The following is a 15,229-nucleotide window of genomic DNA, read 5'->3' on the forward strand; positions in this document are numbered from 1 at the left end:
CCTTCCCATTATACATCAGAAAAAATAGTTTTTGCAATATGACAGGCGTATTTTCTTTATTAAATTTGCAAAAAGCTGGTTTTACTTTAGATTCTTCAGAACGGGTCACTTGCGGTTAGTGTACTTGAGAATCTCGCGCATCAGAATCTTCATCTCCAGCGGCTTGCCCACGTGGCTGTTCATACCCGCATCCAGGCATGACTTTACATCGTCGGCAAAGACGTTGGCGGTCATGGCAATGATGGGCGTGCCCTCGTCCGGGCCCTTGCCCTCAAAGGCGCGGATGCAGCGGGTGGCCTCCAGACCGTTCATCTCGGGCATCATCACGTCCATAAGGATGGCGTCATAAGTATGCGGCGCGGCATTCTGCATGGCCTCCAGCGCCTCCTTGCCGTTGACCACGGCGGTGACCTTGGCGCCCTGCTCCTCCAGCAGGGTCACGGCAATCTCGGAGTTCAGCTCGTTGTCCTCGGCCAGAAGGAGGTGCAGGCCCTTCAAATCAGGCTTTACATCGCCAGGCGGGGCGGCGTTGGCCGGTATGGGGCCGATGGGCAGCGACAGCCGCACGATGAAGGTCGAGCCCTTGCCGGGCTCACTCTCGACATCCAGTGAGCCGTGCATCTGGTCCACCAGCTTTTTGGTGATGGCCATACCCAGACCGGTGCCCTTGTAGGTGGTGCGGCTGGAATGTTGCTGCTCCTGCGTGAATGGCTCAAAGATATGCTGCAGGAACTCCTCGCTCATACCAATACCGTTGTCCTTGATTTCCATGCGCAGATGGACGAGCCCCTCCTCAAACAGGGTCTCGGTGGCGCGAAAGTTGATGGTGCCGCCGTCCGGCGTGTACTTGACGGCGTTGGACAGAATGTTAATCAGCACCTGCCGGATGTGCAGCTCACTGCCCAGCAGGTAGGGGTGCCAGAAGGGGCCAATCTGCTTGGTGAAGGTCAGGTGGCGCTCGGTAATCTGGCCCTCGACAATGCCGCAGCAGGAATCCAGCAGCACGCGCAGATCAAAAGGCGCGTTCAGCATCTGCATATTGCCGGATTCAATCTTGGACATATCCAGCACGTCATTGATGAGGGAAAGCAAATGGGACGCTGCACCGCGCATTTTTTTCATGCAGTCCTTCAGGCGGGCGGGGTCGTCAAAGTTTTCCTCGGCAATGTCCAGCATACCCATAATGCCGTTGATGGGGGTGCGGATATCGTGGGACATATTGGAGAGGAACTCTGTTTTGGCCACGCTGGCCTCCTCGGCCTTGTGCAGGGCGTTTTCTGTCTCGGCACGGAAGCGGCGGCTGCGCAGCACCAGCACAATGCAGATGGCTGCAATGACCAGACAGAGCATCGTGAGCACAATAATCAGCGGGTACTGGTAGGCCAGACGCACCAGCGAGAACCGCTGCTGGCCAAGGCTGGTGTACTCGGTGGTGATGGCGGCGGTCTCGGCGCGGGTCAGGCTGTCCACGCTCTTGTCCAGCACGCTGCAGAGCAGCACATCATTGCTGCTCTGCACACCGATGCAGAAGCGGCGCTGCTCATCACTGAGCATACTCCGCAGCTCGTTGCGCTTATCATCAAAGACAATGCGCTCGGCCTGATAGGTGTAGGTATAGTAGGCGTCAATCTCCCCGGCGCGCAGCGCAGAGAGACAGTCGCTGAAGGAGTCAAGATAATCAACGCTGGCACGCTCATACAGGCCGGGCATTTCCAGCGGCGGGGCGTTATCGTTGCGGACGGAGGCCGCGCTGTCCAGCCTGCCGCTGTGGTTGCGCAGCATAACCCACGAAAACTCGGTGGAAAGATAAGGCCCGGTCAGCTTGTAGCCACAGTCCTCGGCGATGGAATAATCATCCGTCAGGTCAATCACAAGGTCGGCCGCGCCCGCGTCCAGCAGCTGCTGGTACTCACTGCGGTCAGCCGGGGTCAGGAACCGGTAGCGCAGCCGTGCGCGGCCGGCAACCGTTTTGAACAAATCCACCATAATGCCGGTGGGCTGCCCTTCGTCATCCAGATAGGAGTAGGGGATGCGGTCGGGGCTGACCAGCACGGTAAAGACCCGGCCCGCGGCGTTCTGCGCGGTGACGTAGTTTTCCTCGGCGGCGGTCAGGTAGATTTTGGTGCTGGTGCGGCTGCCGTTGTAGTATTTGTTAAACAGGGTGCTGCGCCAGCTGGGGTCATCGCGGTCCATTTTAATCAGGGCATCGTTGACAAGCAGCTGCGTGGAAACATCGTCCTTGCGCATCGCAATGTAGACATCCTGCAAATCAAAGGTGTCAATGACCCATTCGTTGGAGGTCGCACGCAGCCGGTTGGAGACGGCGGCGGTGATAAGGCCGGACTGCAGCGCGTTGGAAAGCTCCAAGTCGGTGTCAAAGTAGACCGGCGTGTAGGTGAAGTCATGCTCCCTCGCGTAGGCAAAAAAGCTCTCATTGCGGCCGTTGCCGCTGCGGGTCATACCAACGGTCATACCGTCAAAGGTATCGTAGTTGCCGGCGGCTACGGCGCGGTTGCCGGCCCTGACGGTCAGCATGGTGGCCACGCTGCCGATAGGCTCGGCGGAGAAGGCGAAGCGCTCATCGCGCTCTTCAGTCCTGCGCAGCACCGGAATCAGGTCGACCTCGCCGTTTTCCAGCATGGTCATGGCCTGCTTGGTGTCGCCGTCATAGCCAAGATATTCAAACTGTACGTTCTCACACTGGCCGATGCGCTGCAGCATATCATACGCATAGCCGCTGCGGTTGCCGTCCGCGTCCATCATGTTGTAGCCGGTGTAGGCGTAATACCCAACGCGTACGGTGCGCAGGGCCTTACCGTCATTGCCTGCGGCCTGCACAGGCATGGCAAAGCCCAGCACGGCGGCCAGCAGGCTGAAAAGCAGCAGCAGCGCCGCTGCGCACCGGGACGCGGGGGCGGTCTCCTTCTTATTCATGGTGAAAAAACCACTCCCTAATCTGTGCAGCGCCGGGCAGAGGAAACCGGTTTAGGAATGCTGCACGTAATATTTTGCAAGCATGGCCTGCAAATGCGAGGGCTGGACTGGCTTGAATAAGCAGTCGTCCATATCGGCGTAGGCTGCATCGGCAGAGACATCAGCGCAGACGTTGGCGGTCAGTGCGATGATGGGAATATCCGCGGCATCCTCCCGCGGCAGGGCCCGGATGGCGGCGGCCGCAGCCGTGCCGTCCATCACAGGCATCATCATATCCATCAGGATGGCGTCAAAATGCCCGGCGGGTGCGTTCTTGTAGAGGCAGAGCGCTTCCGCGCCGTTCTCGGCACATTCGTAGGCAACGTGCAGTTCATCCAGCATAAACTGGGTAATCTCCATATTCAGGGCGTTGTCCTCGGCCACCAGCACCCGCATACCCTGCAGATCGGCCGCGGGGGCCTCGGCGGGGGTGTCCGCGGCGGGGGCGGTGTCCAGCGCAAAGGACAGTGTCACAATGAAGAGACTGCCCTCGCCCAGCAGGCTTTCCAGCTGAATCGTGCCGCCCATCCGTTCCACAAGCTCGCGCACGATGGAAAGCCCCAGCCCGCTGCCGGTGTACTTGGTGCGGGCGCCGGGGTTCTCCTGCGTGAAGGGCTCAAAGATATGCTGCTGGAATTCCTCACTCATACCAATGCCGGTATCGCGCACGGTGTACTGCACGGTCACGGTTTTGCCGTTGCAATACAGCTCATCGGCCCGCAGCGTGATGTTGCCGCCCGGGCGGTTGTACTTGACCGCGTTGCTGAGCAGGTTGATCAGAATCTGCCGCAGCTGCAGCGCGTAGCACCGCACGCGGTTGTGCTCCACCGTGATATGGTCGACGGTCATGGTCAGACCGTCGCGCTCGGCCTGCGTCTGGGTCATAATGACACAGTCATGGACCAGCTCGTTCAGGTCGGCGGGGGCCTCCACCAGCTTGGCCTGCCCGTTTTCCAGCCGGTTCATATCCAGCACGTCATTGACGAGGGAGAGCAGATGGTTGGCGGCACTGCGTATCTTGTGGGCGCAGTCATCCAGGCGGGCGTAGTCCTCGTGGTACTTCTCGGCAATGTCCAGCATACCCAGAATTGCGTTGATGGGGGTGCGGATATCGTGGCTCATGCGGGAGAGGAACTCGCTCTTGGCGGCCATGGCGCGGTTGGCGTCCTCCACGGCGCGCTGCAGCTGCACATTGACCTGTGCCAGCTCCTCCTCCTGCTTCTTGCGGGTGATGACCGTGTCGGTGATGTCCTGATGGTAGCCCTTGACGGCGGAGCCGGGGCGGTCAAAGTTCTGATCCGGCACGCCGCCGCAGCGGATGTAGATGACACCCAGCTTCGGGTGGTTCCACGGATAGTTGACCTCGCCGATGCCGGTTTTCAGGATGGCATCCACGCCGGCCTGCGCCGTGTCAAGATAGGCGGGGTCTACGCGGCTCTGCCAGTAGGCAAAGGCCTGCTCCGGCGTCAGGGTGTCGGGCTCAATGCCCAGCAAACCGCACATGGTGTCATTGGCAAACAGCCGCGGCGGGCAGTTCTCCTCAAACTCCAAGCGGAACAGGCCGATGCGGGCCGCTGCCAGCGTCTGCTCCAGCTCATGCTGGCCCTTCTCCACGCTTTTCAGCAGCCGGTCAATGTTGCGGAAGCCGATTACCACCACGTGGGGCGTGCCGGTGCGGGCAACATAGAGGTTGAAATACTGCTGTTTGGAGGGGTTGGGTTGCACGCGGTAGCGCAGTGTGAAGGAATCCTCGTCCGCGAGCCGCGCCAGAATGGCTACGGCGGAGGTCTGCACCCGCAGCCGGTTCTGGTCGGTGGGCTGCACAAAGCGGGTGATATAGCGCTCAATGGCAAGGCTGTAGGGCAGCCGTGGCTCCATCAAGAGCGCAACCTCGGGGCGCATCTTTGCGCTGATGGCGTAGGGCTCAGCGGTGTCTGTGTCCAGATTCACGCGGTAGAGGGCGCGGTAGCTGGCGCACAGCGCGTTGAGAATATCGCTTTCCAGCTCCAGGCGGCGGTGCACGTTTTTATCAAGGTAAGAAGTAGACATTACAGCTCCCGGATGGCCTCCAGAACTTCTTCATTGGCGGCCACAACAGGGGGCCACAGGCTGGCATCCTCCAGCGGCTTAGGGCCGCGCACGGCGTCACACAGGGTGGCGGCGGCCTTGTACAGGCGGTCCATACCGAGGTTCTGGGCCACACCCTTCAGGGTGTGGCTGGCGCGGAAGGCCAGCTCCCAGTCCTGCGCCTCCAGCGCGTCCTTCAGCTGGTTGAAGCTGGGGTCGCCGGGGTACTTGAGGACGAATTTCTTGATAAGGGCCTCGCTGGGCAGGCGGCTGATGGTGGCATTGTAATCGCCGCCGATGCGTGCATAAAATTCCTGTAACGTCATAATTCTGCTCCCTTTCTGTTCCTCTTATTTCACTTATCTTCAGCAGTAAATTCTGCGGTGACACATTGGTTCCGGCCCTCCTTGGCCTGTTACAGCAGCTTGTCCGCGGTGCGTATGCCTGCCTGCTCCTGCAGCAGCGCCTCGGAGATGTGCTGGGCCTCGGCCAGATAGTTGCGGTGGCTTTCCGCCGCGGCGGACTGGCCCAGCTCGGTGGGCAGCTGGGCGGCGCTGGTCAGGCATTCCAGCAGCAGGGGGTTGAACTGACCGCACTCGCCGTTCAGAATCATCTGGACGGCGGTATCGTGGTCAAAGGCCTTTTTGTAGCAACGCTCACTCGTCAGGGCATCGTAGACGTCAGCCAGGGCCACAACCTGCGCGGCGATGGGGATCTCATCCCCTTTCAGGCCGTCCGGGTAGCCGCGGCCGTCCCAGCGCTCATGGTGCCAGCGGCAGATGGAATAGGCCGTCTTGACCAGCTCTGACTCCTGCTGGAAGGGCAGCTTGTCCAGAATATCCGCACCGATGGTGGTGTGGGTTTTCATCGTCTCAAATTCTTCCTTCGTCAGCTTGCCGGGCTTGTTCAGAATAGACTCCGGAATGTTGATTTTGCCGATGTCATGCAGCGCGGAGGCCGTGCGGATGAGGAAAATATCCGCCGCGGTCAGGCCGTATTTGTCAGTTTTCTGCACCAGTGTGCGCAGCAGGATGTCGGTGGCGGTCTGGATGTGCAGCACGTGCAGGCCGCTTTCAGCGTTGCGGAACTCCACAATATGGCTCAAAATGTTAATCATCGTGGAGCTGCTTTTTTCTTTTTCGTAGACCTGCTCGGCCACCAGACGCACCAGCCGCTTCTGCTTGGCGTACAGCATCAGCGTGTTGATGACGCGGCGGCGCACCACGGCCATATCAAAGGGGCGGCTGATATAATCGGTAGCGCCCAGATCATAGGCACGCTCCACAAAGCTGGACGCATTCTCGGCCGAAATCATAATGACAGGGATTTCGTCGATCCAGTGGTATTTGTTCATCATGGTCAGCACGTCAAAGCCGTCCATGTTGGGCATCATGATATCCAGCAGAAGCAGGTCGACACTGGCGTCTGTCTGCAGAATGGACACAGCCTGACGGCCGTCCTCGGCCTCCAGAATCTCATAGCCGTCGCCCAGCATCTCTGTCAGGATGGCGCGGTTCATGGCGGAATCGTCCGCAATCAGGATTCTTTCTTTTTCGCTCATAGCTTTACCTGTTGTTCCCCAAAAAGGGAGAATGTGCAAAAGCGCAGTTTCCCATAGTTTATTTATTATAGTATAACAGAATAGGGAAATGCAACAGATTTTGTGCCAAATAATTGAAAAACGGGGAGGTGTACAAAAGATGAGATATTTTGCCAAAAAGCCAAAAAGCTCCGCCGTGCCGGCAGGGCGGAGCTGGGCTTATAGAGGAATGTTGTGCTGTGGTGGGCTTTGCGGGCGGGCAATGCCCGCCCCTACAGATTGCCAATAAATGCCGTCCATCTCACACCGCACCGCAGGGGCGGGGCAACCGCCCCCAAAAACCTCATTTTCTTTTCCTGACCACAGCCCCCACAATACTCACCGCAGCGGCGGCCAGCGCGGGGTAGAGCACCAGACAGAACGCCTGATACCAGCCCGGCACAAAATACTGCCACGGTGCGGGCAGGGTGTCGGCGGCATTCAGGGTGATGTCGCTCATCGTAAAGGTCACGGTCCGGTTCTCCTCGGGGCTGCAGGGGTCCAGCCGCAGCGCGGCCAGTGAGGTGCGGGGCAGGGTGTAGATGTACCGCCCGTTGCCCGCGCTCTTGGGGAACACCCGGCGGTCGGCGCTGTAGTCCTCGCCAATTTTGGTGGTGTAGTACAGGCAGACTTCCCGCGGCTCATCGTCAAATTGCGCGGTGTAGGAAATCGTGCGCACCACGCGGCCATCCACGTTTTCCAGTATGATCTGGGGGTCGCCGTCCAGCGTGGTCAGGGTGCCGTCGGCCAGCGCCAGCCCGGCCAGCTGCCAGTCGGTCACGGCCATGGTCTCCTCGGTCAGGCGGCCCTGCGCCCGGGCGGCGGTGTCACTGGCAAGGTGCGCCGCGCCCAGCACCAGCCAGCAGACCAGCGCCAGCAGATACGCGGTCAGCGGCAGCGCCCCGCGGTGGGAAAACCATTTCTGTAAAGCCTTCACCGGGCGCTCACCTCCATCTGCATCGGGGCAAAGCCCGCATCGGTCACACGGTAGAGCAGTGTCTCGCCGTTCTCGGCGGCTGCCAGTTTATCCGTAAACAAATCTGCGTAGCTCTGCACAAAAATATCATCGAGCGTCTGGATATACAGCACGGTGCAGCCGTTGCCGCGCACAATGCCGTCCAGCTCCTCGGCGGTAAAGCCGTGGTAGTAGGTGCTCTTCACGCCCTCGGCGGGCTGCAGCTCGGGCAGGCCCAGCTCACCGCCGCCGCCAATCATCCTGGTCTCGCCGGTGTCGGGGTCGGTGGTGACGGAGCCGGAATAGTCCACCAGAATCGGGTAGAAGTCAAACACGGCGCTGAACCAGCCCTCGCCGTTGTCGCCCTGCCCCACGTAGAACACCCGGTCATCGGGCGCAAGGCAGCTGCACACCAGCTCAGCCTCGGCGCGTGCGGCCTTGCGGTCGGTGAACTCGCTGTCCGCAAAGCCCAGCACACTCAGCTGGGGCAGAATCAGCTGGTTCTGGCGGAACAGCATCCCCACGGCCAGCACCAGCACAAACAGCGCAAAGGCGGGGTAGGGCTGGCGGCGGGTGGAGGTATAGACAGCGGTCGGGCCGTCCGCTGTGGCGTGAACCTCGATCTGCGGCAACAGCGCCACCGAAAGGCAGGCCAGCGCAATCACGAACCAGCCGATGTAATAGCTGTAGATATAGCGGTTGTAGTCGGCCAGCTGCTCGGCCTGAAAGCCCTCGAAGATAAAGCCATAGCTGAGCGCCAGCATCAGGTTGTAGCCCAGAAAACAGACGCCGGACAGCACCCCAATCACGGCAATGCGTGCCTTGAGGCGCTTTGTCACCGCCGCCAGAACGGCCACGATAAAGATAACGGCAATCAGCGCCACCACGTTGCGGCCCTGGCCAACCATGCTCAGCTTGCCATCGCTCGTCCAGAACTGATGGCTCATATCGGCCATAGCCTGGCGGAACTGGAGCTCACGCTCGGCGTAGAAGCCCTCGACCGGCTGGCCCAGCAGGATCTTGATGCCGTTGATTACCACGGCGGACAGCGGGGCGCTCGTCTCGCCCACGCCGGAATCCCCGGCGTTGCGGGTGACCAGCCAGCCGACATAGCGCACGTTCCATAAGTAGTAGATGACCATCGGCGCGGCAAAGCAGGCCACGCTGAAGCCGGTGCGGCGGACAAGGCCGTCCTTGAAGCTGCCGCTATCGGCAAACAGCCATTCATCCACGGCCACGAGCCCCGCCGCCACCAGCGCCAGCACAAAGGTGTTGGCCTTCAGGTTGGCGGAAAGCGCCAGTATCGGCAGCACGGCCCACTTGGGGGCGGATTCCTGCCGCAGGGCCAGCCACGCGGCCACTGCGCCGCCAAAGACAAGCCCGGCGGGTACATCGCCGTAGCTGGTCATATAGGTGGTGGTCAGGTAAATCGTGTGGTTGTAGTTGGTAAAGAAGAAGGGCACGCACCACAGCACCGCGGCCATCGGCACAGCGGCTTGCCAGCGGCTGCGGGGCAGCGCGCCGAGCACGGCGGCAAAGGCGGAAAAATACAAAATGTCATAAGCGACATAAATTTTCCAATCTGCATAATCCCCAAAAAACTGGAAGAAATAAGCCAGCAGCGGCAGGCCTGGGTTCTGGGTGGCCGCCCACGGCGTGCCCAGCTCCGCCGTGGCGTAGAGGTCATTGTTGACCTTGGTGATTTTGACCGCCGTGGCCCAGAGGCTCAGCTCGTCAAAATCCGCCGCCATCGGCTGGCGCACAAAGAAGTACACCGCCAGCGCCAGCGCCGCACCCCAGAACAGCACGCTGCCCGGTGTGAAAAGAACAGCCGCCGCGCCGGTGTGCTGGCGGCGGGTGACCAACACCCACACACCGCCCGCAAGGCAGAGCGCATACAGCACCCACGCCGCGGGGTAGAGCACGCCCGCCATAGCGGCCAGCGTCAGCACGGCCACAAGGATGGACAGCATCGTCAGCGGCGCCACCGATGCCGGTACACGGCATTTCAGCGTAAGCACCGTGCAGCCGCAGAACAGCGCCAGCACGGCCGATAATACGCAGAGTAGTTCCATAGAAAATCTCCGTTACTGAAATATTATTGGAATTTCTTTGATTCTTTCTTTGTAAAGAAAGAACAGAAAGCTGCCCCCACAGCGGGCACAAACAGCAGCACCAGCCACCAGCCTGCGGTGGGCACAAAGCGGGTGTACCATGGCCGGGCGGGGTTCAGCTCAATGCCGGTGAAGAGCGTCGGCACGCCGCCTACGCTGTCCGGGTCGATGCGCAGGCCGGTGACCCATTGCCCGCCCAAGTCAAAGGTGTAAACGCCCGGGGCCGTGACCGAGGCAAACACCTTCTGCGCCTCGGTGTAATCGGTCTGGCCGGGCTTGAGGTAATACAGCGCCACGCCGCCCGGGGGCAGGCGGTGCGCTGCGTCCAGCACAACCGTCTCGATATACCCCTGCCCCTGCCAGTAGATGCGGGGGTCATTGTCGGTGGAAAGGTACCACGCCGGGTTATCGTCCGGCGGCGTCCACCACACGTTGAAGGAATACGGCGGAAAACTCTCGGTCACAAGCTCGGTGGGGGCTACCTGCCCTTGTGGCATCTTGCCCTGCAGCTTGTAGTTCAGCATCACGCCGCAGCCCACCAGACACCGCACCACCCAGAACACGGCGGCCAGAAGATAGGCCAGCACCAGCAGCTGGCGGGTGCGCAGTATGGGCTTGCGCTCCATTTACTCCACCCCTCTTTCTGCCACAGCCGCCAGTGTGAACGGCACGGCGGCGTCCGCGCCCTCAAAATGATAGAGCGTGGGCGGCATATCGTTGGTCAGCCCGCCCTCAAACAGGGGACTGAAATTGTCCTGTAAATAGTTGTCGGCACGGTCAATCAGGATATAATCGCAGTCCTTCTCGGCCATATAGGCCACCAGTGTGTCCGGCACGCAGACGGTCTGATAGGCATAGAGTGTCGAACTCTCGCTCTCGACAAGGTTCATAAAATCGCCGTCCCAGCGGTCCTGCGTCTCGCCCTGATGGATATAAATGCCGCCGAAGCCGTTCACCACCTGCGCGGTCAGCTCGTAGCGGTAGTAGTACCAGCGTGTGGCATCGTCGCCCTGGCTGATGACCAGCACCCGGTCCGGCCAGTCCAGCACGGTGTTCATCGTTTCCGCGTGGCTCTGCACATCGGTGCGCAGGGTGTACAGGCTGTCCGCATTTGACCAGAAGCCCGCCACAGGCACGCCGCGCCAGCAGTACACGGCCAGAATGACCGCCGCCGCGCCGCTGACCGCCAGCTGCGCCAGCCGTTCCCGCGCACCGTTGGCCAGCAGGCAGAGCATCGCCAGCATCCACGCCTGATAGTAGGGGGCCAGATAGCGGTCATAGTCCTTCAGCATCAGCCCCTCAAGGTCCGAGAAGTTGTAGTAGTAGAGAATCAGATGGAAAAGATACAGCGCCGCAAAGCAGAACGCAAGCCCGCAATAGGCGGCCACCACCCGGCGGCGGGGTGCGCCCTTGCCCGCGGCCAGCCATGCCGCCGCGGCCACCAGCGTGATGGCTGCCACAGCCAGCACGCCGCTGCCCAGCAGGCAGATGCGCCGGGTGAAGAAGGCGCTGCCCATCGCGGCCATGATCTGCGCAAATTTTTCGGTGCGGCCAATGCCCAGCAGCTGTTTGACGCCGCCCACCAGCACCGCGCCGTAGCTCAGTCCCTCACTGCCGACGCTGGCGGCGGTGTCCGCCGTGGGGGTGACGGCTGCCGTGTAGCGGCCCCAGCTCAAGAACGCGGCCAGCACAACCACGGCCAGCGCCCCGGCTTTAAGCAGCGCCTGCGGGAACGCCTTTTTCAGCGGCTTGTCCGCCGCAAAGAGCAGATCCAGCCCGATGACGAAGGCGGCAATCAGGCCGTAGGCAAAGCAGATATCCTTGGTCAGCGTCAGCACGGCCAGCGGCAACGCTGTGAGCCAGTAGGCGTATTTTCGGCGTCCCACCGCAAAATACAGGCAGAGCACCCCGCCGAAAAGCATCGCCATCGGCAGGTCGGCCATGGCGTTGACGTACTGGGTGGCATAGCTGCCGGTGGGGGTGGCCGAGAAGAAAAACGGCAGCAGAAAGCCCGCGGCAAACACGAGCACGCCACTGGCCCAGCGGTCCCTTGGCAGGGCGGCCGCCGCAGCCAGACAGGCCAGCGCCAGCGTATCCACCGCAGCCAGACAGGCCCACTCGGCCCACTGGCCGAACGGCTGGAACAAAAACGTGAAAAGGCTGGTAGCGGGGTAGGTGAAGCTGGCCTTCAGGTTGACCGGGTCAGCCACGTAGAACGCGCCGCGCTCCACCACCATTTTGGGGGCAAGGCCCCACGCGGTAAATTCGTCCCACTGGGTGAACATCGGCTGCTGCACGAAGAACAGCACCCAGATAAACGCAGCACCGCCCAAAAATAACACGAAACCCGGCACGGACAGGGCGTTTTTGCAGGCGGTAAGCACCCCGGCGGGGCGCATTTTTACAAGGGCTGCCACCCACACCGCCGCCAGTGCCAGCAGCACCAGCACCGCGCCCACACGCAGAAGGCCCGGAATGCCGCAGAGGTACAGCACTGCCACCGCGCCGCTGAGCAGCGGCAGCGGCAGCGCGGCGGGGGAAAGACCGGATTTTTTGCTCAATATCGCGCAAGCACCGCAAAGCAGAAGCAAAAGCGCAAGGGCATAGAGAAGATGCAGCATGGGAGCCCCCTTTCGTGGAATAGATAATAGATAAAAGATAATAGATAATAAAAGATGTGGAGTTTACGCCCGCAGGGCGTAAACAAAATTTTGAGTACCGCGTGAGCGGTGCGACCCACCAATTTTATTATCTTTTATCTATTATCTTTTATCTTTACAGTTACTTATAAATGGTATACACCGGCCCTACAAAATAGTGCTGGAACAGCAGCACCGCCCCGGCAAAGGCGTACCAGCCGCACAGGGGCACGGCAAGGGCCCCGGCCTTTGCAGCCGTCAGGCGGGGGGCAAGGGCGCGGCGGGCCACGGCGGCAAAAGCCAGCACCAGCAGCAGCCAGACCGGCAGGAAATACCGCGTCTGCAGGCCGACGATCCGCACCATGCCCACCGGCGTGTAGGTGATGTACATCGCCGTCATGGCACCCACGGCGTAGACCAGCCCGAACACCCCCAGCCAGCCGGTGCGGCGGCGTCCCAGCGCATCGGCAGCGGGCGTGCAGAGCAGCGCAGCCCCCAACAGCACAAGCGGCGCGGTCAGGCTGATAAACGCAACGGGCATATCCTTCCAGCCGAACAGTCCCAGCTGGCCGATAAAGCCGTTATTCTCATACAGTGTTCCCAGCAAAACCGCAATATAACGCAGCGGGTTCTTCAAAACAAACAGCAGCTGTTCGCCGCCGTTCACGGCGGTGCCGCCCTGCCGGGCAATGGTGCCGTAGTTGTGGCGCAGCAGCGTGCCGTACTGCTCCACGCCAAGGGTCAGCGCAAGCGAGCCCGCCAGCGTCAGTACGGTGCAGACAGCGCGGTTCAGCCGCACCTTCCATTCGGATTTGCGCACAACCAGCGGCAGCACCACCCACAGCAGATTGATGTAGGGCTTTGTGCCGTTGGCAAACACACAGGCCAGCGCGTAGCCCAGCGCCGTGCGGTCATCCCACTCGGTGCGGGTCAACAGTGCCAGCATCAGGTAGTAGCAGCCCAGCAGTGTGGCATCATAGCTCAACGATGCCCCCATATACAGGGACATCGGCATCAGCATAATGCACAAAAACGCAGGCTTGCATTTGTGCGCACTGCGCAGTGCCGCATAGCAAAGCGCCGTGTAGGCCAGCAGATTGACCAGCCGCCCGCCGTACAGGCAGCCCAGCGCGCCAAACCCCAGCAGCCGCGCCAGCGCCATGCCCAGTGCCCCGGGCAAAAACGGAAGAATCAGAAAGCTGATGGGCTCGGTGACGGAATCTGCCTCAGAATCGCGCTTTTCCCAGTTGATGTACTGGGTAAAGCTATCCCAGATGCTTTCCACCCGGCCATCCTTGCCGTATTGCTTCAGGGCATAGCCCGCCGTGTTGTAGGCCTGTTCGGCCTTGGTGTCCGGGTCAGTGCCGACACCGGCCGAGGTGTGGGCGTTGACCCACGCGCCGGGAAAGGCCGCGACCAGCTCATTGACATCCTCGGGGTAGCTTCGCTTAGCGTCAAAGTCAAAGCGGCCCATGGAAATTGCATAGGTGCGCAGATAATGGTCTGTCTCATCGGGGGTCTGCATCGGCGGGTTGGCAAAGGCGAACAGCGCGCCGCACAAAAGGATACAGGCCGCGCCTTTTTTGGCAAAATCCTGTACCCGGCGCAGGGTAAGCGCCGCCGCGCCTGCCAGCACTGCCAGCCCGGCACAGAAGGCGGTTACACCCAGCGCCGGAACGCTCCGGGCGTCCAGCCCATAAAAGACGCGCCAGCAATAGCTGGCCACCACGCCCAGCACCGCACACAGCACCAACACGAAAGCCCACCGGGCTGCAGGATGCCGCACGGTGGGTGAAAATTTGCGTTTGTTTGACGAATTTTTCATAGATTACAGGATGTACTGCCCGACCTTGTACTGGTCGAGGTTGCCGCGCAGGAACTCAATGGTGGCGGCCAGACCCTGCTCAAAGGTGTACTGCGGTGCCCAGCCGGTCAGATTGCGCAGCTTGGTGGAATCGCCCAGCAGACGGTTGACCTCGCTCTTTTCGGGACGCAGGCGCTCAGCCTCGCAGACGATTTTGGCGTTGGGGTTGATCTGGGCAATCAGCTCGTTGGCCAGATCGCCGATAGAATGCTCCACGCCGGTGGCGATGTTCAGCTCCTGCCCGATGGCGGCGTCACAGTCGGCAATCGTCATAAAGCCGTTGGCCGTGTCCTTGACGTAGTTGAAATCGCGGGTGGGGGTCAGGCTGCCGAGCTTGATCTCGGTCTGGCCCGCCAGCAGCTGGGTGATGATGGTGGGGATGATGGCGCGGCCGCTCTGGCGCGGGCCGTAGGTGTTGAAGGGCCGCACAATGGTAACCGGCAAATCAAAGCTGCGGTAGAAGCTCTCGGCCAGTCGGTCGGCGCCAATCTTGGTGGCAGAATAGGGGCTCTGGCCCTGGAAGGGGTGCTTCTCGTCAATCGGCACATACTGCGCCGTGCCGTAGACCTCGCTGGTGGAGGTGACCAGCACGCGTTGGGTGCCCAGCTCACGCGCCGCGTTCAGCACGTTCAGCGTGCCCTTGATGTTGGTGTCCACATAGCTGTCCGGGCTGTGGTAGGAGAAGGGAATCGCAATGAGGGCGGCCAGATGGAACACGCGCTCCTGCCCGCGCATGGCGGTGCGCACGCCGTTGGGGTCGCGCACATCGCCCATAAAGACGTCAATTTCGTTGCGAATCTCCGGCGGCAGGGTATCGATCCAGCCAAGAGAGCCAAAGGAATTGTACAGGCAGAATGCGCGGACCTTTTCGCCGCGCTTGACAAGTTCTTCGGTCAGATGGCTGCCAATAAAGCCGTCTGCACCGGTGACCATAACGGTATGTGCCATTGTTTGCTCCTTTATAAAGGGGGCATTGCCCCATATTTCAACTTTATTACAAAACAGTATAACCGATTTGAGGAAAGATTTCAACTGTTT

10 protein-coding genes are annotated in these 15,229 nt (G+C 60.8%); all 10 read right to left on the reverse strand.

Annotated elements, in window-relative coordinates; translation table 11 throughout:
• Window positions 1-105 precede the first annotated feature (105 nt).
• Complete coding sequence (locus tag NE623_RS04460) at window positions 106-2,934, reverse strand: ATP-binding protein (RefSeq protein ID WP_256272183.1); 2,829 nt, start codon at window positions 2,932-2,934, stop codon at window positions 106-108.
• Between the two features lie 51 nt (window positions 2,935-2,985).
• Window positions 2,986-5,022 (reverse strand): hybrid sensor histidine kinase/response regulator, encoded by a 2,037-nt coding sequence (locus tag NE623_RS04465; protein ID WP_256272181.1) that lies wholly within the window; start codon window positions 5,020-5,022, stop codon window positions 2,986-2,988.
• A complete protein-coding gene (locus NE623_RS04470; protein WP_256272180.1) occupies window positions 5,022-5,366 on the reverse strand; it encodes an Hpt domain-containing protein in 345 nt (114 codons plus the stop codon). Before NE623_RS04470 ends, NE623_RS04465 begins: the two co-directional genes overlap by 1 nt.
• Before the next feature lie 89 nt (window positions 5,367-5,455).
• Window positions 5,456-6,601, reverse strand: a complete 1,146-nt coding sequence (locus tag NE623_RS04475; RefSeq protein WP_370866684.1) for an HD domain-containing phosphohydrolase — start codon at window positions 6,599-6,601, stop codon at window positions 5,456-5,458.
• A gap of 322 nt (window positions 6,602-6,923) precedes the next feature.
• On the reverse strand, window positions 6,924-7,556 hold the full coding sequence (locus NE623_RS04480) for a hypothetical protein (protein ID WP_256272179.1): 633 nt from the start codon (window positions 7,554-7,556) through the stop codon (window positions 6,924-6,926).
• The gene (locus NE623_RS04485) at window positions 7,553-9,649 is read right to left on the reverse strand and encodes a hypothetical protein (RefSeq protein ID WP_256272178.1); all 2,097 of its coding nucleotides are present in this window, start codon (window positions 9,647-9,649) and stop codon (window positions 7,553-7,555) included. The genes NE623_RS04480 and NE623_RS04485 overlap by 4 nt, the downstream gene beginning before the upstream one ends.
• Window positions 9,650-9,672: 23 nt before the next feature.
• Window positions 9,673-10,314 carry a hypothetical protein gene (locus NE623_RS04490; protein WP_256272177.1) on the reverse strand — a complete coding sequence of 214 codons (642 nt, stop codon included), beginning with the start codon at window positions 10,312-10,314 and terminating at the stop codon, window positions 9,673-9,675.
• Complete coding sequence (locus NE623_RS04495; RefSeq protein ID WP_256272176.1) at window positions 10,315-12,309, reverse strand: hypothetical protein; 1,995 nt, start codon at window positions 12,307-12,309, stop codon at window positions 10,315-10,317. It lies immediately after the preceding gene.
• 160 nt (window positions 12,310-12,469) lie between these two features.
• Window positions 12,470-14,083 carry a DUF2142 domain-containing protein gene (locus NE623_RS04500; protein WP_256272175.1) on the reverse strand — a complete coding sequence of 538 codons (1,614 nt, stop codon included), beginning with the start codon at window positions 14,081-14,083 and terminating at the stop codon, window positions 12,470-12,472.
• A 72-nt stretch (window positions 14,084-14,155) separates the two neighbouring features.
• On the reverse strand, window positions 14,156-15,139 hold the full coding sequence (locus tag NE623_RS04505) for an NAD-dependent 4,6-dehydratase LegB (RefSeq protein ID WP_256272174.1): 984 nt from the start codon (window positions 15,137-15,139) through the stop codon (window positions 14,156-14,158).
• Window positions 15,140-15,229: the final 90 nt, after the last annotated feature.

Source organism: Gemmiger formicilis (genome assembly GCF_024462815.1).
GTDB lineage: Bacteria > Bacillota > Clostridia > Oscillospirales > Ruminococcaceae > Gemmiger.

Bases quoted from the DNA above. Each gene is read 5' to 3' on its own strand.
- NE623_RS04460 (WP_256272183.1), bottom strand. From the start codon at position 2,934: ATGAATAAGAAGGAGACCGCCCCCGCGTCCCGGTGCGCAGCGGCGCTG.
- NE623_RS04465 (WP_256272181.1), bottom strand. From the start codon at position 5,022: ATGTCTACTTCTTACCTTGATAAAAACGTGCACCGCCGCCTGGAGCTG.
- NE623_RS04470 (WP_256272180.1), bottom strand. From the start codon at position 5,366: ATGACGTTACAGGAATTTTATGCACGCATCGGCGGCGATTACAATGCC.
- NE623_RS04475 (WP_370866684.1), bottom strand. From the start codon at position 6,601: ATGAGCGAAAAAGAAAGAATCCTGATTGCGGACGATTCCGCCATGAAC.
- NE623_RS04485 (WP_256272178.1), bottom strand. From the start codon at position 9,649: ATGGAACTACTCTGCGTATTATCGGCCGTGCTGGCGCTGTTCTGCGGC.
- NE623_RS04490 (WP_256272177.1), bottom strand. From the start codon at position 10,314: ATGGAGCGCAAGCCCATACTGCGCACCCGCCAGCTGCTGGTGCTGGCC.
- NE623_RS04495 (WP_256272176.1), bottom strand. From the start codon at position 12,309: ATGCTGCATCTTCTCTATGCCCTTGCGCTTTTGCTTCTGCTTTGCGGT.
- NE623_RS04505 (WP_256272174.1), bottom strand. From the start codon at position 15,139: ATGGCACATACCGTTATGGTCACCGGTGCAGACGGCTTTATTGGCAGC.